At 72.2% G+C, this 18,859-nt stretch carries 20 protein-coding genes; 15 read left to right on the top strand and 5 right to left on the bottom strand.

The window, feature by feature from the left end; translation table 11 throughout:
* Window positions 1-10: 10 nt before the first annotated feature.
* Entirely contained in the window at window positions 11-475 is a 465-nt protein-coding gene (locus QI554_RS16230; protein ID WP_281470674.1) for a GNAT family N-acetyltransferase, read from the bottom strand.
* A gap of 85 nt (window positions 476-560) precedes the next feature.
* A complete protein-coding gene (locus QI554_RS16225; protein WP_425527989.1) occupies window positions 561-1,436 on the bottom strand; it encodes an SGNH/GDSL hydrolase family protein in 876 nt (291 codons plus the stop codon).
* Between the two features lie 111 nt (window positions 1,437-1,547).
* Here QI554_RS16225 and QI554_RS16220 point away from each other — a divergent pair, with 111 nt between their 5' ends.
* From QI554_RS16220 to QI554_RS16195, 6 genes are all read left to right on the top strand, one after another.
* Window positions 1,548-2,027 carry a hypothetical protein gene (locus tag QI554_RS16220; protein ID WP_281470670.1) on the top strand — a complete coding sequence of 160 codons (480 nt, stop codon included), beginning with the start codon at window positions 1,548-1,550 and terminating at the stop codon, window positions 2,025-2,027.
* Window positions 2,028-2,129: 102 nt separating this feature from the next.
* On the top strand, window positions 2,130-2,726 hold the full coding sequence (locus QI554_RS16215) for a hypothetical protein (RefSeq protein ID WP_281470668.1): 597 nt from the start codon (window positions 2,130-2,132) through the stop codon (window positions 2,724-2,726).
* A gap of 106 nt (window positions 2,727-2,832) precedes the next feature.
* On the top strand, window positions 2,833-3,573 hold the full coding sequence (locus QI554_RS16210; protein WP_281470666.1) for a hypothetical protein: 741 nt from the start codon (window positions 2,833-2,835) through the stop codon (window positions 3,571-3,573).
* A 132-nt stretch (window positions 3,574-3,705) separates the two neighbouring features.
* On the top strand, window positions 3,706-4,584 hold the full coding sequence (locus tag QI554_RS16205; RefSeq protein WP_281470664.1) for an NAD-dependent epimerase/dehydratase family protein: 879 nt from the start codon (window positions 3,706-3,708) through the stop codon (window positions 4,582-4,584).
* Window positions 4,577-5,431: an MBL fold metallo-hydrolase gene (locus QI554_RS16200; protein ID WP_281470662.1), complete on the top strand. Its 855-nt coding sequence runs from the start codon at window positions 4,577-4,579 to the stop codon at window positions 5,429-5,431. Before QI554_RS16205 ends, QI554_RS16200 begins: the two co-directional genes overlap by 8 nt.
* Before the next feature lie 149 nt (window positions 5,432-5,580).
* The gene (locus tag QI554_RS16195) at window positions 5,581-6,969 is read left to right on the top strand and encodes a chloride channel protein (protein ID WP_343230786.1); all 1,389 of its coding nucleotides are present in this window, start codon (window positions 5,581-5,583) and stop codon (window positions 6,967-6,969) included.
* A gap of 74 nt (window positions 6,970-7,043) precedes the next feature.
* Here QI554_RS16195 and QI554_RS16190 read toward each other — a convergent pair whose 3' ends face one another.
* Window positions 7,044-8,375: a hypothetical protein gene (locus QI554_RS16190; protein WP_281470660.1), complete on the bottom strand. Its 1,332-nt coding sequence runs from the start codon at window positions 8,373-8,375 to the stop codon at window positions 7,044-7,046.
* 273 nt (window positions 8,376-8,648) lie between these two features.
* Between QI554_RS16190 and QI554_RS16185 the strand changes: the two genes are divergently transcribed.
* The gene (locus QI554_RS16185) at window positions 8,649-9,212 is read left to right on the top strand and encodes a YceI family protein (RefSeq protein WP_281470658.1); all 564 of its coding nucleotides are present in this window, start codon (window positions 8,649-8,651) and stop codon (window positions 9,210-9,212) included.
* On the opposite strand, the gene QI554_RS16180 is transcribed toward QI554_RS16185, so the two are convergent.
* A complete protein-coding gene (locus tag QI554_RS16180; protein ID WP_281470656.1) occupies window positions 9,199-10,431 on the bottom strand; it encodes an MFS transporter in 1,233 nt (410 codons plus the stop codon). The genes QI554_RS16185 and QI554_RS16180 overlap by 14 nt on opposite strands.
* 106 nt (window positions 10,432-10,537) lie before the next feature.
* Between QI554_RS16180 and QI554_RS16175 the strand changes: the two genes are divergently transcribed.
* The 4 genes from QI554_RS16175 (at window position 10,538) to QI554_RS16160 (ending at window position 13,782) form a co-directional block, all read left to right on the top strand.
* Complete coding sequence (locus QI554_RS16175) at window positions 10,538-11,065, top strand: MarR family winged helix-turn-helix transcriptional regulator (protein WP_281470653.1); 528 nt, start codon at window positions 10,538-10,540, stop codon at window positions 11,063-11,065.
* A 55-nt stretch (window positions 11,066-11,120) separates the two neighbouring features.
* A complete protein-coding gene (locus QI554_RS16170; protein ID WP_281470651.1) occupies window positions 11,121-12,143 on the top strand; it encodes an SdpI family protein in 1,023 nt (340 codons plus the stop codon).
* Window positions 12,144-12,509, top strand: a complete 366-nt coding sequence (locus QI554_RS16165; protein WP_281470649.1) for a GntR family transcriptional regulator — start codon at window positions 12,144-12,146, stop codon at window positions 12,507-12,509.
* Window positions 12,510-12,606: 97 nt separating this feature from the next.
* Entirely contained in the window at window positions 12,607-13,782 is a 1,176-nt protein-coding gene (locus QI554_RS16160; RefSeq protein ID WP_281470647.1) for a serine hydrolase domain-containing protein, read from the top strand.
* A 9-nt stretch (window positions 13,783-13,791) separates the two neighbouring features.
* Here the strand turns inward: QI554_RS16160 and QI554_RS16155 are convergent, their stop codons facing one another.
* Window positions 13,792-15,138 carry a DUF1254 domain-containing protein gene (locus QI554_RS16155; protein ID WP_281470645.1) on the bottom strand — a complete coding sequence of 449 codons (1,347 nt, stop codon included), beginning with the start codon at window positions 15,136-15,138 and terminating at the stop codon, window positions 13,792-13,794.
* Between the two features lie 118 nt (window positions 15,139-15,256).
* Here QI554_RS16155 and QI554_RS16150 point away from each other — a divergent pair, with 118 nt between their 5' ends.
* The 4 genes from QI554_RS16150 to QI554_RS16135 all read left to right on the top strand — a co-directional run bounded on the left by QI554_RS16150 (window position 15,257) and on the right by QI554_RS16135 (window position 18,517).
* A complete protein-coding gene (locus QI554_RS16150) occupies window positions 15,257-15,940 on the top strand; it encodes a glycerophosphodiester phosphodiesterase (protein ID WP_281470643.1) in 684 nt (227 codons plus the stop codon).
* A gap of 114 nt (window positions 15,941-16,054) precedes the next feature.
* Complete coding sequence (locus tag QI554_RS16145) at window positions 16,055-16,540, top strand: DUF1269 domain-containing protein (RefSeq protein WP_281470641.1); 486 nt, start codon at window positions 16,055-16,057, stop codon at window positions 16,538-16,540.
* Between the two features lie 230 nt (window positions 16,541-16,770).
* On the top strand, window positions 16,771-17,445 hold the full coding sequence (locus tag QI554_RS16140) for a GntR family transcriptional regulator (RefSeq protein ID WP_281470639.1): 675 nt from the start codon (window positions 16,771-16,773) through the stop codon (window positions 17,443-17,445).
* A gap of 64 nt (window positions 17,446-17,509) precedes the next feature.
* Entirely contained in the window at window positions 17,510-18,517 is a 1,008-nt protein-coding gene (locus QI554_RS16135) for a 1-aminocyclopropane-1-carboxylate deaminase (RefSeq protein WP_281470637.1), read from the top strand.
* Window positions 18,518-18,859 lie beyond the last annotated feature (342 nt).

Below are 18,859 nucleotides of genomic sequence, written 5' to 3'. Positions count from 1 at the left end.
CCGGGCGACGTCAACCCAACGGCAACCGGAAGCCCTCGTGGCTGCGCGCGAACCCGAACCGCTCGTAAAACCGGTGCGCGTCGGCACGGTCCTTGTGACTGGTCAGCTGCACCAGCGTGCAGCCCCGCGCCCGGGCCCGCTCCACCGCGCGCCGCACCAGCTCACCGCCCAGCCCCGCGCCACGCCGGTCCGGGCGGATCCGCACCGCCTCCAGCAGCGCCCGCTCACCCGCCCCGCGCCCCAGCCCCGGAATGTAGGTGACCTGCAAGAACCCCAGCAGCACGCCCCCGCCGCCGCCCGGCTCCCCCTCCACCAGCACCAGCAGCTCGTTCCGCGCGTCCGACGCGATCGCCTCGAACGCCGCCTCGTGCGCCGCACCCACCTCCACCGACGCCGGGTCCACCACGCGGTCCTCGTCCTCCAACAGGGCGAGCATCGCGGGCAGGTCGGCACGAACGGCAGGGCGAAGGATCATGGCCCGGATTCTGGCAGCCCACCCCACCACACCCACCGGCAGGGGTGCCCGCCGCCGGGCCGCAGCCGTCAGCCGACCGCAGCCCTCAGACCTCGGCCGCCGGCTCCCACACCGCCAGCTCCGCACGCTTCGGCGGACGCCCGTCACCCGACGACCGGCCCGTGATCCGCCGCCCGAGCCACGGCCCCAAGTGCACACGCGCCCACCGCGCGTCCGACCGGCGCCGCTCCCACCACCCCGCCGGATCCGCCGCCGGCAGCGGCACCCGCCAGTCCGGGTCGTACGGCAGCCCCAGCGCCTCGCACACCGCGTCCGTCACCCGCCGGTGCCCCTCCGCCGACAAGTGCAGCCGGTCCGCGTCCCACAGCCGCGGATCGTCGAACACCCGCGCCGTGAACAGGTCGATCACCGTCGCCCCGTGCCGCTCCCCCAGATCGTCCACAAAACCCACCAACTGCTCGATCCGCGGCATCAGCCGCGCACTCGACGTCAGCCGACGCGTCGGATCCGTGCTCCGGAACAACACCAGCCGCCCACCCGACCCGGCCAACGCCGCCGCGGACTCCTCCAACACCCCGCACACCGCCGCCACATCGCACCGCGGCCGCAGCACATCGTTCAACCCGCCCGCCAACGTCACCAGATCCGCACCGAACCCCGCCGCCGGACCCACCTGATCCGCCGCGATCTGCCGGATCAGCTTCCCCCGCACCGCCAGATTCGCGTACCGAAGCCCCGGATTCGCCACCGCCAACCGGTCCGCCAACAGATCCGCCCACCCCCGGAACCCGCCGCCCGCATACGCGTCCGACATCCCCTCCGTGAACGAATCCCCCACCGCCACGAAACTCGACACCGCCCCCAACGGCCCCCGGTGCCCAGCACCCCCCGGACTCGCCTGCGGACCCGGAACACCCCGGGCGGCGGAAACGGACACGGACGACGAAGCGGCGGCGGGCATGTTCATAGCCCACCGATCTTATGCGCGCACACGTACGAACCGCGCCGGCACCCGTGCAAGGATTCACCATCCGCAGGCGTGAACCCGCCCCCAGGTGGGCAGGTGTCGCGGGTGAACACGAGGTGGCAGGGGGACGCGATGCGCGCCACGGCGCCGGACAACGGGGACACCCCCAGCCCGAGACCCCCCGCCGACCACACCCCCGAACCCCCCACCCGGGCCACCCGCCACCCCGCCCCACCCCCCGCGGCACCCTCCGACCGCGACACCGTCACCGTCCCCGGCGACCTCCTCACCTCCTACTGGGCACACGTCGCCCCCCGCGAACGCGCCGCAGCCGTCGTCCGCGCCCTCGAAGTCCTCGGCGGCGCCCCCGCACCCACCGAAGTCCGCTGCGCCGCCTGCTCCTCCACCCGCGTCCACCGCGACGTCGTCGGCGACCTCGTCTGCGCCGCCTGCCAGGCCCGCTGGCGGCCCCCCACCTACGCCGACTCCCCCACCTGCCCCGAATGCGGCTCCGGCAAGGTCAACGAAACCGGCTACGGCGACTGGGTCTGCCGCGACTGCGTCCGCCAGTGGCGCCCCGCCTGACCCCCACGCCCGACCCCGCGCCCCGCGTCCGGACCGGCCCGGCACCCGCGGCGCGTTGGTAGGGTTGCCGCGGCCGGAAACACCGTGCGCACGGGGAGCGTTGTGAGCGATCAGCCGAAATGGGCCTGGTGGGTCGTGGGAATCGTCATCCCCGTGGTGGGGATCCTCGTGTCGATCCGCCTCGCGACGGGCTCCAACTCCGACGGCACCTCACAGTCGACCGACACCGGCACCGGCGCCCCGGCACCCGCCGCGTCCACAGGATCCGCCGGCGGCAACGCCGCACCGTCCTCCGCCGCCGCCAAACCGACAGGCGGCCCCGCGAAGGTACTGGCCGGGCCCACGCGCATCACGCTCAAGCCCGACGCCTACTACATCGACTTCGACAGCCCGTCACCGACACCCCAACCCGCGAAGGGCGACGGCACCGACGCGTTCGTCGGATTCAACCTCCCGGACCTCACCCTCGGCCCGCCCCGCTCCGCCAACGTCGTCGCCCTCGCCCCACCCGAAGGCACCGAACCGACCCGCGACCAGTGCAGCACGTTCATCGCCAAGAACGGCACCTACACCAGCGGCACACTCGCCCAGGGCACCCGCATCTGCTTCCAGACCGACGAAGGCCACATCGCCTACCTGAAAATCACCACAGTGCCCACCCGCACCGCCGTCACCTTCGAGGCCACCGTCTGGGAGTAACCGGACACCCCCGGCCCCGCCCCCGAAAACCGCAACCCGACACCCCCCGCACACCGTCCCCACCACCGGGGGACACCGAACGCCCCCACACCACCGGGGGGTTCACATGACCAAAGCCATACCCTTCCTCGCGTTCCTATTCGCGATCGCAGGCTCCGTCCTGTACTTCACCACCGACCTGAGCCTCGCCCAACTCCTCGCCCTCGGCGCCGGAGCCCTGTTCCTGCTGTGGCAGATCGTCCTGCTCACCGTCCCCTGGAACCTCTACTTCGCCGCCCGCGCCGTCATCTACGCCGCCCACGAGTCCCGCGCCGCCGGCATCACCGTCCCCGAAGGCCGCGAAACCGAGGCCGCCCGCATCGCCACCCGCCTCAAATGGGCCGCCATCGGCGCACACGTCCTCTCCGCCGCCGTCGTCGCCGTCATCACCGCCGTCTCCGGACGCCAGATCGGCTACTACTTCTCCGCCTTCTACCTCCTCAGCACCGCCTTCCGCCCCGCCCAGGCCTACTTCCTCCACCTCCGCGCCCGCATCCGCGGCATGCTCCACGACGTCCAGTACCCCCGCGAAGACGTCCAGGCCCTCAAAGACCGCCTCGCCGCCGCCGAACACCGCGCCGACCAACTCGACCAGCGCATCGACCAACTCACCGCCGCCGACAGCGAACTGCGCCACCTCGTCGAGAACCTCGACGTCGCCACCACCGCACGGGACAACCGCCTCGACCGGCAGGTCGACGCCCTCGGCCGACGCTTCGAGGACACCGTCAACCGGCTCACCGACAACCAGGAAGTCATCGCCGGCATCAAGGCCTTCCTCCGCCTCGTCCGCAGCGACCAACTCTGACCCACGCCCCAGCGGAAAGTCCCCGCAGCGAGATCCTTCGACGGATCCGGAATAGACCACGCCCCCCTGGCGTCGACCACGCGACGCCGATCACCCGATCGGCCCACGCATCACCCGACCAAGGGGCACACCATGAAGGTCCTCGTCCTCGGCTCCACCGGATACATCGGCACCGCCGTCACCCGCCGCCTCACCCAGGACGGCCACACCGTCGTACCGTTCCTCAAGACCGGCACCACGCTCCCGCCCGAACCCGGCCTCGACGTCCGCCTCGGCAACCTCACCGACCCCGACAGCCTCCGCGCCGCCGTCACCGACGACATCGACGCCGTCGTCAACCTCGCCACCCCCACCGGCGACGAACACGCCGACACCGCCGCGATCGACGCCCTCACCCAGCCGCTCCGCGGCACCGGCCGCGCCCTCGTCTACACCAGCGGCATCTGGGTCCTCGGCGCCACCGGCGACAACACCGCCACCGAAGACACCCCCACCGACCCCATCGACATCGTCGGCTACCGCCCCCGCATCGAACAGCAGGTCCTCGACGCCGCCCGCGACGACGTCCGCACCGCCGTCATCCGCCCCGGCATCGCCTACGGCCACGGCGGCGGCATCCCCGCCCTCATGCTCAACTGGGCCAAGGAGAACGGCACCGGCCGCTACGTCGGCACCCCCGACACCCGCTGGCCCATGGTCCACATCGACGACCTCGCCGCCCTCTACACCCTCGTCCTCACCAAGGCCGACCCCGGCACCCTCTGGCACGGCATCGCCCACACCGCCGTCGGCACCCCCGCCCTCGCCGCCGCCGCCGACCTCGCCGCCGGCGGCACCGGCCGCGCCGAACCCTGGCCCCTCGCCCAGGCCGCCGAAACCCTCGGCCTCCCCTTCGCCCAGGCCCTCGCCCTCGACCAGACCATCTCCGGCGACCGCGCCGCCGACCTCCTCGGCTGGCAGCCCACCCAGGCCCACCCCACCACCGACCTCACGGCCGGCTCCTATGCCTGACACCACCACGGCGACCACCACCGCGACCGGACACACCTACCCCGGCGCCCACCTCCCCCTGTGCGCCACCTGCGGCACCCAGTACGCCGAACCCCGCCCCGACTGCCCCGTCTGCCAGGACGAACGCCAGTACGTCCCCCACGACGGCCAGCAGTGGACCACCCTCGCCGAACTCCACACCGCCGACCACACCCCCAAGTTCGCCGAACAAGGCCCCGACGTCCTCGGCATCGGCACCACCGAGACCATCGCCATCGGCCAACGCGCACTCCTCCTGCGCACCACCGAAGGCAACATCCTCTGGGACTGCCTCCCCTACCTCGACGACCCCATGATCGAGGCCGTCAACGACCTCGGCGGCATCACCGCCATCGCCATCAGCCACCCCCACTTCTACTCCGCCATGGTCGAATGGGCCCACGCCTTCGACGCCCCCGTCCACCTCCACGAAGCGGACCGCGCCTGGGTCGGACGCCCCGACCCCGCACTCCACTTCTGGACCGGCGAAACACACCGACTCACCGACGAGATCACCCTCGTCAACCCCGAGATCCACTTCCCCGGCAGCGCCGTCCTCCACTGGAGCGCCGGCGAAGGCGCCCTCTTCACCGGCGACGTCCTCAACGTCTGCCCGGACCGGCGCTGGATCACGATCATGCACAGCTTCGCCAACCACATCCCCGAACGGCCCACCGCCGTCCGCCACGCCGCCGAACTCCTCGGCCGCTACCGCTTCGAACGCATCTACGGAGCCTGGTGGGACCGCGTCGTCACCACCGACGGCAACAACGTCCTCCAACGCTCCGTCGACCGCTACCTCGCCTGGGAGGAACACCACACCCACTGACCCACGACACACCGGAGGGCGGGACCGCGCACGCGGTCCCGCCCTCCGACACGTTCACACCTCCCGAACCGACTCAAATCGCGCAACAGCCCCCGGGCACCGATGATCTAGAGGACGCACCGGAACCCCTCGCCCAGGAGGTCGCGCACGTGCCGGCGGAACCGACCCCCACCGAAGACACCCCCCGCCCCGACCCGAACGCGGCCCCACCCCCCGACCCGCGCGTCGCCATGCGCAACCTGCTCCTCAGCGGCGGCTACCCCAAAATCCTCGTAGCAGCGCTCCTGCTCGGCGTACCGATCGCCTTCGCCTCGTTCTTCTTCGTCAGCTTCGAACACTGGCTGCAGAACAAGGTCTGGAACGACCTCCCCGACGCCGTCGGCTACGACCGCGCCCCCTGGTGGTGGCCGCTCCCCGCACTGCTCCTCGCCGGCCTGATCCTCGCCCCGATCGTCACGCGCATGCCCGGACGCGGCGGACACATCCCCGTCCACGGCCTGTCCGGCGGTCCCCCGATCGGCCCCCGCGAAGTCACCAGCGTCGTCCTGGCCGCCCTCGCCACCCTCCCCCTCGGCGTCGTCCTCGGCCCCGAGGCCCCCCTCATGGGGCTCGGCAGCGGCCTCGCCCTTCTCGTCCTCGCTGCCGCGAGGAACCCCGGCGGCCCCAAAGCCGCAGCACTCCTCGGCACCGCCGGATCGACCGCGGCCATCTCCACCATCCTCGGCGGCCCCATCGTCGCCGCCATCATGGTCGTCGAAGCCGCCGGACTCGGCGGCACCGCACTCACCGCCCTGCTCCTGCCCTGCCTGATCGCCACCGGCGCGGGGGCCGTCGTCTTCACCGGATTCGGAGAGTGGACCGGACTGTCGACCGGCGGCCTGTCGCTCCCCAGCGTCCCGCCCAACGCCACCCCGGACGCCGGCGACTTCCTGTGGGGCATCCCCGTAGCCGTCGTCATCGCCGCGGTCGTCGGCGGCGCGCACCGCCTGGGCCTCCCCGTGGCCCGATGGACGGCAGTGAACACCGCCTCCCGCACCATCGCGTGCGCCGTCGCCGCGGGCGTCTGCATCACGGCGTACGCCGTCGTCACCGGCAGGAACCCCGAAGAGGCGGCACTGTCCGGCCAGATCGAACTCGGCCAGCTCGCCGCCAACCCGCACGCCCTGAGCGTCGGCACGCTCATCGCGCTCGTGCTGTTCAAAGCCCTCGCCTGGGGCATCTGCCTCGGCAGCCTGCGCGGCGGCCCGATCTTCCCCTCCCTGCTCCTCGGTGCCGCACTCGGCCTCGCCTTCTCCGGACTCCCCGGCTTCGGGACCACACCGGCGCTCGCGCTCGGCATCGCCACCGGCTGCGTCGTCGTCACCGGACTCCCCCTCACCAGCGCCGTCCTCGCCACCCTGCTCATGGGCTCCGACTCCAGCAGCCAGGCGCCGCTCATCGTCATCTCGGCCGTCATCGGCTTCATCGCCACACGCATCGCCCCGCCGCCGAAGCCCACACCCGAACCCGCCAAGACCGAGGCCCCCGCCCGGGCCTGACCGGCCCTTCCCCGAAGTCCCCACAGCACTGGGGAGATCGGGCCCGCGTCCCTACCCGTCGGCCACTTCTCGGCTCAGCGGTGGGGGTAGACGAGGATGGGGCCGGGCGTCGCGACCCGGAAGAGCGCGACGCCGGCGCCGATCACGTCGGGTGCGGCGGCGCCGGCGGGGAGTGCGGTGGCCTGGTCGGTGGCGAGTGTGACGCTGGTCGCCGCGCCGCCGTTGGCTTGTCCGTAGGCGGTTCCGTCCGGGTCGACCGCGCTCACACTGATCGCCTGTCGGGCGCCGGTCGCGGCAAGGCAGCGGCCCTGCTTCGCCCGGACGTCGAACACGACGAAGCCCACGATCACGTAGCGGCCGTCGTCCGAGACCTTGCCGTCCGAGACCGTCGACGTAGCGCCCTGCAGGCACTCGACGGTGGCCAGGACCTGACCGGTGCGGCCGTCGTGGAGGGCCCAGACGGCGTGGTCCGCGGCGTCCTTGGGCCAGGCGGCCACCACGTCGCCGCCCGGTGTGCCGTAGACCTGGAGGCGTTGGGGGCCCATAACGGCGCGGCCGCCGTTCGGGACCACGGAGGTGCTGGACCACCCGGTCGACCCGAAGACGTCGTTGCCCAGGATGAGGGGGCCGACGGGGGTCTGGCCCACGATCTTGGCGTGCGCGCTGCAGTTGTTGATCGACACGTTGCAGGGGCCGGGCGCGTTCAACGGGGCGCTGTTGCCGTCATAGGAGTTGGTCTGGCCCGTTGCCGCATCGACGGTGGCGCCGCCGCTCTGGTCGGCCAGGACCGTGATCGTTCCGCCGTCCCGCAGTGCGCTGTAGCCGTCGGCGGCGAACACGGGAACGGTGATGTCGCGCAGCGGCGGAACCTCGCCGCCGGACGACGCGGCGTCGTAGACGGCGAGCTGCGTGACCGGGCCGCCGTTGTTCACACCGTCCGCGCCCTGGACGCCGGTTCTGGCGAGGACCACGTACTCCTTGCCGTCCTTGTGCGTGACGAGGACCTGGGGATAGGTGGTGACGGTACCGCGCTGCGGCAGGGTGACCGGCTTGCTGCTCCAGCGGACGGCGCCGGATTTGGCGTCCCGGGCCTCGATGCTCGCGACCGGGTTGTCCGACGGGTTGGAGAGCACCACGACCAGCCCGGTGTCCGGAGCGATGACGGGGTCGGCCAGCTCTCCGTCGGTCGTTCTCGCCGGGATCGTCCAGCCCTTGGTGTTGTCGTAGGCCGCAGGGATGGCCTTGCGAGGTGCGGCTGAAGCGGCTGCCGACGTGGCCGGCGCGCCGGACCCGCTCGTCGCGGACGGCTTGGGGTCGGAGCCGCGGGAGGAACCACCGCACGCCGCGAGTGAGAGCGTCAGGAGCCCGACGGCCGCGCGTAAGGCGGGCGTGGCCAGGTTCTTCATGCGGCGCCGCTCTCCTTCGTCCGCTGCCAGTGGGTTCTGATGCAATCAGACGGCGCCACCCGGCACCAGCGGATTAGCCGGGGGCTCGTCATCAACCGGGAGACGAGGCCTCATCCGCCCCGGCAAGGTGGAGCGCGGGAACCGCCTTGTGCGCCGCCCGCATCCGGACGAGCCCCCGTGCCCCCGCACGGGGGCTCGTCGTACGGTCGGCCGCGTTCGCCCGTCGGCCGCACTGCGGTTGCCGATCCCCCGCGCCGCGCTCAGGCTCGAAGCATGACTGACGCAGGAGCCATCCCCCTCACTGAGCTGACCGGGAACTACACGATCGATCCGACGCATTCGCGGCTGGGTTTCTGGGCACGGCACGCGATGGTGACGAAGGTGCGCGGGTCGTTCGACGAGTTCGAGGGGACGGCGTACCTGGACGGCCGCGACCCGACGCAGTCGACGGCGCGGGTGGTCATCAGGGCCGCGAGCGTGGACACCCGCAACGACCAGCGCGACGGGCACCTGCGCACCAACGACTTCCTCGACGCGCCGAACTTCCCGGAGATCACCTTCACCTCGACCGGCGCCGCGGTGCTCGGCCCGAGCACGTACCGCCTGACCGGCGAGCTGTCGATCAAGGGCGTCCCGCACGCGTTGAGCGTGGACCTCGAGTACGCGGGCGCCGCACGGGACCCGTTCGGCAACCTGCGGGTGGGCTTCGAGGGTTCGTCGGTCATCAGCCGCAAGGACTTCGGGATGACGTGGAACGCCACGCTGGAGACCGGCGGCGTGCTGGTGGGCGACAAGATCACCATCGAGCTGGAGATCTCGGCCGTCAAGGACGAGTGACCGGGTCCAGGGCGGCCGCCTCGTCGGGCACGGGCGCTGCTGGGGCGTCCTTCGCGCGGACGGCGAGCGTGAGGAGCAGCGACGCCGCGGTCAGCGCCACGCCGAACCACACCGCGCCCGACACGCCGGTCTGGTCCGCGAACACCCCGCCGAACAGCGCGCCGAGCGCGATCGAGGTGTTGTACCCGAGCGTGTTGATCGACATGGCGGCCTCGAACGTGTCGGGCGCGGCCGCGAGCGTCAGGTTGATCTGGCACAGGTTCACGGCGCCGAACGAGACGCCCCAGACGGCGAGCGTGAGCAGCGCGCCGGGCTTCGTGTCGCCGACGGCGAGCAGGAGCAGCAGCGCCGCCACGAGCCCGGCGAGGGCGACGGTGAAGCTGCCGCGCAGGTTCCGCGTCGCGGTGTAGCCGGCGGCGAAGTTCCCGATCGCGCCGCCGACGCCGTAGACGACGAGCAGCCCGGTGATGAAGGCCGGCGTCGCGGAGGACTCGTCCTCGAGGTACGGCCGGACGAAGGTGTACGCGCCGAAGTGCCCGAGCACGTACAGGATCACGGTGACCATGATCAGGCGCAGGCGCGCGTTGGTGCGCGGCAGCGCGAAGACCTCGCGTGCGGTGACGGCGTTGTCCGACGGCAGGGACGGGACGGTCGCGGCGACGGCGAGGAGGACCAGGGCGCTGAGGCCGCTCCAGATGAGGAACGTCGTGCGCCAGTCGGTGAGGTCTTCGAGGAAGGTGCCGAGGGGGATGCCGACGACGGTGGCGACGGATATGCCGGAGAGCGCGACGGCGGCGGCGCGGTTGGCGTGCCGTTCGGGGACGAGGCGCATGGCCATGCTCACTCCGATGGCCCAGAAGACGCCGTTGGCGAATCCCATGACGAGCCGCGCGGTGAGCACGAGCGGGTAGTTCGGCGAGACGGCGGTGGTGAGGTTGCCGAGGGCGAGGACGGCGAGCAGCGTCGTGAGGAGCGTGCGCCGGTTGACGCGCCGGGTCCAGGCGACGATGAAGGGGACGCCGAGGCCGGCGGAGACGCCGTAGAGCGTGACCATGAGGCCCGCGACGCCGACGGAGATGTCGAGGCTGGAGCTGACGGGGGTGAGCAGGCCGACGGGCATCAGCTCGGTGGTGACGAAGGTGAACAGGCTTGCGGTGATGACCGCGACGCCGAGCCACGACCGGAAGGTCGAGTGCGGCGTTTCCTGGGGTGTGGGCATGGGGACCTTCTGCTGGTTTCCGGGCAGGACGGATTGCCGGCAGCGGCCGGCATGAGATAGTTTCCGTGGAAGAGAGATTAGTTTCCATGGAAAGGACCGTCAAGGCATGCCCCAGCCCGCCGACTTCGCCTCCGCCGGCGACGCGGTCGACCCGGTCGACGCCGTCGTCGGCCAGTGGCGCCGCGAGCGACCCGACCTCGACTCCAGCCCGATGCACGTGGTCGGCCGCATCAGCCGCCTGCACTGGGCGCTGGAGGAACGGCTGGTGCGGGTCTTCGAGCGGTACGGGCTCGGCCGCGGCGAGTTCGACGTGCTCGCCACGCTGCGCCGCTCCGGAACGCCCTACGAGCTGACGCCCGGTGAGCTGAGCGGCTCGACCATGGTCACGTCGGGCGCGGTCACCAAGCGCGTCGACCGGCTCGAGCGCGCGGGGCTGGTCGCCCGCCGCACCGCCGAGGACGACGGGCGCGGCCGTCTGATCCGCCTCACCGACGCCGGCCTCGCGCTCATCGACGACGTGATGGAAGCGCACGTCCGCAACGAGGCCGAGCTGCTCGCCGGCCTGACCGAGGACGAACGCGCCGCGCTCACCGGCCTGCTGCGCAAACTCGGCCTCACACTGCCGCAGGACTGACCTGACGGCAGCGGGCGCCCATTGTTATATTTGCGCTAGAACAATGGGGGTTCACATGACACGCACGTCACGCGCGGTCACACGCCGCCGCACCATCTCCGCCGCCGGCTCCGCACTGGCCGGATTCGCCGTCACCGCCGCGCTGTTCGCGCTCTGGCACGGCCGCCTCCCGGACGACGTCGCCACGCACGTCGGCGACGGCGGCCACGCCGACGGCTACACGTCACGCGGCGACTTCCTGCCGATCGCCGCCGCGCTCCAGCTCGGCCTCGGCGCCCTGTTCACCGGACTCACCTGGCTCAACCGCGCCAACCCGACCGGCGCCAGGCTGATCGCCGCCTCCGGCACCGGCCTCGCCGCGTGCCTCACGTACGTCGACGCGATGCTGCTGTACGTCAACCGCGGCGTCGCCGACGCACACGCCGTCGACGTCAGCCCCTGGCACATCGCGGCGGCCGTCACCTTCCTCCCGGCGGGCTTCGCGCTCGGCTGGGAGCTGGCCGGTCCCCCGCCGGAGGATCTTCCCGGGGCTGGGGAGGTGCCGCCAGCAGAGGCCGGTTATCTGCGGGCACGGAAGTCCGAAGTCCTGGTCTGGACCCGCCGGGTCACCTCCCCCGTCCTGGCCGCCACCGGCGGAGTCCTCCTCGCCGTCGGCGTCGTGGTCGCGCTCCTGGTCGGCGCGGCCGAGGGCCTGGCGCTGCTGCTCACGGGGCCGCTGTTGCTGCTGTTCGCGGCCGTCCGCGTGACGGTGGACGCCGAGGGCGTCCAGGTCCGGTACGGCGCGCTCCCCCGCCCGCGCACCCGCGTACCGCTCGCCCGGATCGAGCGGGCCGGCACCTGCGACGTGCGCGCCTTCAAGGAGTTCGGCGGCTGGGGCTACCGGGTCAAGGCGAAGGCCACGGGCGTGGTGCTGCGTTCGGGCGAGGCCCTCGAGCTGTCCCTCGCGGGCGGCACGCGGTTCGTCGTCACGGTGCCGGACGCGCGCACCGCCGCGTCCGTCGTGAACACCCTCGCCGCCCGCTCGCGCTCCGCGGCGGCCGGCCCCTCGAGGCCCGCCGGCGGGACGGGGGCGGTGTAGATGCTGTTCCGGGTGGACCCGTCCGCGCCGCGCCCGCTCGCGGACCAGATCGCCGCGTCGGTCCGACGAGCCCTCGCGGACGGCGAGGTCCAGGCGGGCGAGCGCCTCCCGTCGGCGCGGGAACTGGCGGCCTCGCTCACCGTCAACGTGCACACCGTGCTGCGCGGCTACCAGCAGCTGCGCGACGAGGGCCTGATCGAACTGCGGCGCGGCCGCGGCGCGGTGGTGACGGCGGACGTCGACCCCGCGCGCCTTCGCCTGGGCGAGCGCGTCGCGGAACTGGTCGACCAGGCACGGGCGCTGGGCGTCCGCGACGACGAGCTGGTCGGCCTGGTCCGCGCGGCGCTGGCCGGCCCCGCGATCTAGCGCAAGGTCAATTTCTTCCATGACAGCGCCCGCCGCGGCTGCATAGCTTCAGCCGCGGTCGACGCCGTCGATCACGCACTCGTGTGAGGGAGAACTGATGCGCAGACTGCGCAACGCACTTCTGGGAGCCGCGGTCGGGCTGGCCGTCTTGGCGGGTACCGCACCCGCGCACGCGGACACCGCGGGCGCGGTCGCGGCCCTGCAGGACGGGCTGAACAAGTCCGTCGCCGCCGGGTACCCGGGCGCGATCGGCCTGGTGCAGAACGGCACCAGCAGCACGTACGTCACGGCCGGCCACAGCATCAACGGCTCGTCCACGCCGATCGACCCCACCGGGCAGTACCGGATCGGCAGCCAGACCAAGCTGTACACCGCGACGGTGATCCTCCAGCTGGAGGCCGAGGGGAAGCTGTCGATCGACGACACCGTCGCCAAGTGGCTGCCCAACGCCCTGCATTCCAACGGCTACGACGGACGCATCGTCACGATCCGGCAGCTGCTGAACCACACCTCCGGGGTGGCGGACTACCTCGACGCCCCCGCGGGCTACATCTTCAACCAGCCGGTCTCGGTGGCGTACGTCTACTACAACACCGACCTCCGGGGTAACCACTACACGCCGCAGAACCTCGTCGACACGGCCGTCACGCAGCCGCCGACGCAGCGCGGCGTGTGGGCGTACTCGAACACCGACTACATCCTGGCCGGCATGATCATCCAGGCGGTCACCGGGCACGATCCGTCCGTCGAGATCACCAACCGCATCATCACGCCGCTCCACCTGACCGGCACGTCCTTCCCGGTCTCCGACACCAACCTGTACGGCAACTTCGTCCACGGCTGGCACCGGGCCCTGTTCGGCCTCACCGACGCGTCCGCCTCCAACGTGGAGATCCTCTGGGCCGCCGGCGCGATGGTGTCCACGCTCCAGGACCAGGCCACGTTCGTGAGGTCGCTGATCCAGGGGCAGCTCCTCCCGTCGGCGCAGATGGCGGAACTGGAGACGACGGTCGACGCCCCGGACCCCGACGAGCCGCAGCTGCAGCAGCGCTACGGCCTGGGCATCTCCAGCCTCGTCCTGCCCGGCTGCCAGAAGCGGGTGTGGGTCCACGGTGGCCGCGCCCTGGGCTACAACAGCCGCTGGTTCGCGAGCGAGGACGGCACCAAGGTCATCGTCCAGATGGGCAACGAGGAGGACGGCACGGCGGACACCCCGTCCATCTCCGCGGCCAGGACCGGCGTGCGCACCTCGATGTGCCAGCTGCTTTCCTGACCCGCACTCTCAGAGCACCGTCCGCCGGATGTCCGGCGGCAGGTAGTGCCCCTCCAGCACATCCTTGCCCGGCTGGTACATGCGCAGCATCGGCCGGAAGCCCCCGGCCGGGGTGGGCAGCCAGTTGGCGGCCTCGCCCTCGACGGGCAGGGTGTGCTGGAGGTAGACGACGAGCGAGCCGTCGTCCTCGTAGACCAGGCCCGGGGTGCGGTCGCCGATCGAGTAGCGGTTGGCGGCGTTGTCGACCAGGTAGTAGTCGGGGGTGTCGTACATGGTGATCGACCAGAACGCGTCGACGGGCGGCGGGGACGGGAAGGTCAGCGTGTACGTGTTGCCGCCGTCGAGCGTTTCCCCGTCGGCGTCGGTGAAGGTCACGGCGTAGGCGGCCTCGTAGCCGTGGTTGCCCCACAGCCCGGCCCGCGCCGCCGCGGCGCGGGCCAGGTGGGCCGCGTGCCGCCCGGGGGTCTTCCAGTCGGGCGAGTCGACGCAGCCGAGGCCGAGGTGGTCGAGGTTGTAGTCGAAGGCGTGCAGCGCCATCTGCCACGTGGAGTCGCCGCGCCGGTCCCCGAAACCGGACCGGGCGGCGCCTTCCACGTGTTCCTTGCCGAGTGCGAGTCCGTGGACGAGCGCGGCGGCCAGGGCGTCGGAGGTGTCGCGGTACGGCGTCGCGCCCTCGTGCAGCAGGCCCAGCGCGGCGAACCGCATCTGGTGGTCGCCCTCGTCCTCCCCCGGCGGGAAGGCGGCCATCAGTACGCGCAGTTGCTCCCAGAACGCCAGGTCGTGGCGGGCGGCGTGGTCGGGCGCGGGAAGTCCGGTGAGCGGCCCGGGGGTGCCGTGCGGGGCGAGTGTCAGTCCCTGCTGGAGCGCGGCGACGCGCGGGAGGTCGTCGGGTCCGTCGCAGGCGAAGCGGCCGACGATGACGCACATGTACTCCGGGGCTTCGACGACCCGGGCGCCGTCGGGCGGCGTGCCGGTCCATCCGGGCGGCGTGACGAGGTACGTGCCCTCGCCCGTGCCGGTAGCGCGGCGTCCGATGTAGGCGAAGTTGTTGGTCCAGGCGTCGACGAACTGCAGGACGTAGTAGGCGCCGCCGGTGTCGGGAACGCGCAGCAGCAGCGGTCCGCCCGACAGGTCGAGCCAGGCGATCGAGTAGACGGTGTCGTTGTTGACGGAGACGAATTCGTCGCCGGGGCTCGCGAGTCTGTCGGCGTGGCCGAACGTGTTCGGCGGTCCGCCGGGAATGGACCCGAAGCCGCCGTGGCCCAGTTGGGCGATCATGGCCGCGTTGTAGACCAGCGGGTATCCGTAGACGTACGCCTCGGCGGCCAGTGCGGTGAGCTCGTCGTGGTCCGTCATCGCGGTGTGCTCCTCGGGCGCGGGCAGGCGGTCGTCCCACCGTCCCCCATGGCCGGGTGGGCCGCCACCGGAGCACCGTAGGGTGGTCCGGCACCGTCGAACGGCGAGGAAGGGTCGGATGGTCGTCAAGATCGCCCACCGGGGTGACCCGTTGAAGGTCCGGGAGAACACGCTGGCGTCGCTGGAGTCGGCGGTCGCGTGCGGCGCGGACTGGGTCGAGGTCGACGTGAAGCTGACCGGCGACGGTGTGCCGATGCTCCTGCACGACGACACGCTGCGGCGGCTGTGGGGTGTGGAGCGGCGGCTGGCGGACGTCCCGTACGGCGAGTTGGAGGCGCTGGTGGGCGCGGTCGCCGGGACGCGGATCCCGACGCTGCGCGAGGCGCTGGAGTTGATGGAGAAGCACGGCGTCGTGCTCATGATCGACATACCGGGTCCGGCCGAGGCGCGGGCGTCGCTCGCGGTGGTCGAGGAGCTGGGCGCCGCGGCGCGCGTGGTGTTCACGGGTGACGCGGAGGGGCTCGCCGAGGTGCGGGCGGCGCTGCCGGACGTCGGCATCGCGATGAGCTGGACGGCGCCGTGGCTGCCGGGGCGTGAGCTGCTGGCGCGGGTGCGGCCGGATTATGTGAACGTCCGTCATGTGTGGCTGTCGCGGTGGATGGCGCGGCGCGTGCACGCGCAGGGCATGCGGATGTGCACGTGGACGGTGGACCGGCCGCGGCGGATGGCGCGGGTGGCGGCGCTGGGGGCGGACGCGGTGATCTCGAACGACATCGCCGCCCTGGTGCGCGTGCTGGGGTAGCCGGCCGGCGACAACCCCGGGGTGGTGGGCGGTGTTCCCGAATGGCGGTGCGGAGCGGATGGCGGCATGATCGGCAAAGTCGTTTTGTCCGGTTTTTCGCGCGGAGGACTCGCCTTGACCACGCTCACGGTTTGGAAGTTCGCCACCCCCGAAGGCGCCATGCAGGCGGAGAAGACGCTGCTGGCACTGCAGAAGCAGGACCTCATCAAGGTCGTCGACGCCGCGGTCGTGTCGTGGCCGTCGGACAAGAAGAAGCCCACCACCAAGGAGCTGAACAACCTCACCGGGATGGGCGCGCTCAGCGGCACGTTCTGGGGCATGCTCTTCGGCCTCATCTTCTTCATCCCCCTCATCGGCGCGGCGATCGGCGCGGCCACGGGCGCGCTCGCGGGCAGCCTGACCGACGTCGGCATCGACGACGAGTTCATCAACGACGTGCGCAGCGAGGTGACCCCGGGCACCTCGGCGCTGTTCCTGATGAGCTCGGACGCGGTCATGGACCGGGTGCACGAGGCCTTCGCCGGCTCGCACGCCCAGCTGATCCGCACGAACCTGTCGAACGAGGAGGAGACCAAGCTCCGCGAGGTCTTCGCGGACTGACGGGGTCCCCTGTGTGACGGTCGGACCCGGCACCCGGACGGCGCAGCGCCGCGGGGCCGGGTCCGGTGCGCTCTCCCGGACGGTGGATCTCGTCACGCGCGCGCTGGACATCCAGATCACCGACCGGATCGTGGCGTGCGCGGCGCGGGCGTTCCTGGCGCTGATGCCGCCGGTGATCGTGATCGCGGCGCCTCTTGACCTCGACCGACATGATGCATGCAAAATATCGCATGCCGGTTCCGCAGAGCCGTGGGCTCGTCTCCCGTTCCCTGTTGCGCGACACCGCCTACCGGGCGATCCGCGACGCCATCGTCGACGGCACCCTGGCGCCGGGCGAACGCCTCAACGACCCCGACTTGGTGGCCTGGCTGGGCGTCAGCCGCACCCCCGTGCGCGAGGCGCTCGCCCGCCTGGAACAGGCCGGCCTGGTCGTCACCAAGCCCGGCCGCTTCACGATCGTCAGCCCGCTGGACGTACGCGCGGTACGCAATGCCCGGTCGGTGACCGCCGCCATGCACGAACTGGCCGTGCGTGAGGCGCTGCCGAACCTCTCGGACGCCGAGCTGGACGCGATGCGCGCGGCGAACGGGCGCTTCGCGCAGGCCCTGCGGCGCGGCGACGTCGAGGCCGCGATCGCCGCGGACGACGACTTCCACGGAGTGGCGGTCACGGCGTCCGCGAACCACGCGCTGCGCGCGGTGCTGGAGCAGTTCACCCCGGTGCTGCGGCGCCTGGAGTACCTGCGGTTCTCGTCGCTGAGCGGGCGCGGGTCGGTCGCGCAGCACGAGCGGATCATCGCGCTGTGCGCGGCGGGCGACGTCGAGGGCGCGGTGGCGGCGACGCGCGCGAACTGGCAGACGCTGCTGCCGCTGCTGGACGCGGTGTCCGAGGACGCGGACGCATAGGCCTGTTACCTGTACCCGAGTTCCCCCGGCGCCCACACCGATCCCGCGAACCCTTGGAGCCCGCATGTCCCTTGACGCGTTCGAGCGCTACCCGCTGCTGTTCGGGCCGAGCCCGGTGCACCCCCTCGACCGGCTCAGCGCGCACCTCGGCGGCGCGCGCATATGGGCCAAGCGTGAGGACTGCAACAGCGGCCTGGCGTTCGGCGGCAACAAGACCCGCAAGCTGGAGTACCTCGTGCCCGATGCGCTCCGGCAGGGCGCCGACACGCTGGTCACGATCGGCGGCGTGCAGTCCAACCACACCCGGCAGGTCGCGGCGGTCGCCGCGAAGTTGGGCATGAAGGCGGTGCTGGTCCAGGAGAGTTGGGTGGACTGGCCCGACGCGGTCAACGACAAGGTGGGCAACATCCTGCTCTCGCGCGTCATGGGCGCGGACGTGCGGCTGGTGCGGGCCGGGTTCGGGATCGGGTTCAAGGAGAGCTGGCAGCAGGCGCTGGAGGACGTGCGTGCGGCGGGCGGCACCCCGTACGCGATCCCGGCCGGCGCGTCCGACCACCCGCTCGGCGGGCTCGGGTTCGCCGAGTGGGCGTACGAGGTCGAGCGCCAGGAGCGCGAGCTCGGCGTCTTCTTCGACACCGTCGTGGTGTGCAGCGTTACCGGCAGCACGCACGCGGGGATGATCGCCGGCTTCGCGGGCCAGGACCGGCCGCGCCGGGTGATCGGGATCGACGCGTCCGCCAAGATCGACGAGACGCGCGAGCAGGTCGGCCGGATCGCCCGGGCGACGGCGGAGCTGATCGGGCTCGAGCGCGAGCTGCGGGACGACGAGGTCACCGTCCTCGAGGGCTGGGCCGGCGAGGAGTACGGCATCCCGGTGGCATCGACCCTGGACGCGATGCGGCTCACCGGCAGCCTGGAGGGCGTCATCCTCGACCCGGTCTACGAGGGCAAGTCGATGGCCGGCCTCATTGACCTGGTGCGCGGCGGGGAGATCCCGAAGGACTCGAACGTGCTGTACGCCCACCTCGGCGGCCAGCCCGCGCTGAACGCGTACAGCGGCCTGTTCGCCTGAGCCGGGCGCGAGCCGGGGTCTGGCCGCGCGCCGGACGGCAGGACGAAGCCGGTCCACAGCGCGGAGCCGTCCCCAGGCCGTGCGCGGGGCCGCCGGCGAACAGCGCCGTGGCCGTGAGGAGAGCGGCGGTGCCGCCGAGCGACAGGAGCAGCGGCATAAGCCAGTAGCCCCACGCCGCGGTCCGTGGATTCCGCGTGAGCCCCCGCTCCCCCGTCACCCGGTCGGCCCCCGTGCAGCGAAGCGCCGCGCCGGGTGCGCCGGCGCGTTGTCGCGCGCCGGCGCAGCGGATGCGGCCTTCCGGGGCGCGGGGGAAGATCGTTGCACGGGTCTGACGCCACGTCA

Source organism: Yinghuangia seranimata (assembly GCF_029953285.1).
Taxonomy (GTDB): Bacteria; Actinomycetota; Actinomycetes; order Streptomycetales; family Streptomycetaceae; genus Yinghuangia; species Yinghuangia seranimata.
Note: the sequence above shows the minus strand (reverse complement) of the source record. Positions and strands in the feature narration are given on the sequence as shown.

What these genes read in the sequence shown, in the direction of transcription:
- QI554_RS16230 (WP_281470674.1), bottom strand. Translation starts at nt 475, where the DNA reads ATGATCCTTCGCCCTGCCGTTCGTGCCGACCTGCCCGCGATGCTCGCC.
- QI554_RS16225 (WP_425527989.1), bottom strand. Translation starts at nt 1,436, where the DNA reads ATGCCCGCCGCCGCTTCGTCGTCCGTGTCCGTTTCCGCCGCCCGGGGT.
- QI554_RS16210 (WP_281470666.1), top strand. Translation starts at nt 2,833, where the DNA reads ATGACCAAAGCCATACCCTTCCTCGCGTTCCTATTCGCGATCGCAGGC.
- QI554_RS16205 (WP_281470664.1), top strand. Translation starts at nt 3,706, where the DNA reads ATGAAGGTCCTCGTCCTCGGCTCCACCGGATACATCGGCACCGCCGTC.
- QI554_RS16200 (WP_281470662.1), top strand. Translation starts at nt 4,577, where the DNA reads ATGCCTGACACCACCACGGCGACCACCACCGCGACCGGACACACCTAC.
- QI554_RS16190 (WP_281470660.1), bottom strand. Translation starts at nt 8,375, where the DNA reads ATGAAGAACCTGGCCACGCCCGCCTTACGCGCGGCCGTCGGGCTCCTG.
- QI554_RS16185 (WP_281470658.1), top strand. Translation starts at nt 8,649, where the DNA reads ATGACTGACGCAGGAGCCATCCCCCTCACTGAGCTGACCGGGAACTAC.
- QI554_RS16180 (WP_281470656.1), bottom strand. Translation starts at nt 10,431, where the DNA reads ATGCCCACACCCCAGGAAACGCCGCACTCGACCTTCCGGTCGTGGCTC.
- QI554_RS16175 (WP_281470653.1), top strand. Translation starts at nt 10,538, where the DNA reads ATGCCCCAGCCCGCCGACTTCGCCTCCGCCGGCGACGCGGTCGACCCG.
- QI554_RS16170 (WP_281470651.1), top strand. Translation starts at nt 11,121, where the DNA reads ATGACACGCACGTCACGCGCGGTCACACGCCGCCGCACCATCTCCGCC.
- QI554_RS16165 (WP_281470649.1), top strand. Translation starts at nt 12,144, where the DNA reads ATGCTGTTCCGGGTGGACCCGTCCGCGCCGCGCCCGCTCGCGGACCAG.
- QI554_RS16160 (WP_281470647.1), top strand. Translation starts at nt 12,607, where the DNA reads ATGCGCAGACTGCGCAACGCACTTCTGGGAGCCGCGGTCGGGCTGGCC.
- QI554_RS16155 (WP_281470645.1), bottom strand. Translation starts at nt 15,138, where the DNA reads ATGACGGACCACGACGAGCTCACCGCACTGGCCGCCGAGGCGTACGTC.
- QI554_RS16150 (WP_281470643.1), top strand. Translation starts at nt 15,257, where the DNA reads ATGGTCGTCAAGATCGCCCACCGGGGTGACCCGTTGAAGGTCCGGGAG.
- QI554_RS16140 (WP_281470639.1), top strand. Translation starts at nt 16,771, where the DNA reads ATGCCGGTTCCGCAGAGCCGTGGGCTCGTCTCCCGTTCCCTGTTGCGC.
- QI554_RS16135 (WP_281470637.1), top strand. Translation starts at nt 17,510, where the DNA reads ATGTCCCTTGACGCGTTCGAGCGCTACCCGCTGCTGTTCGGGCCGAGC.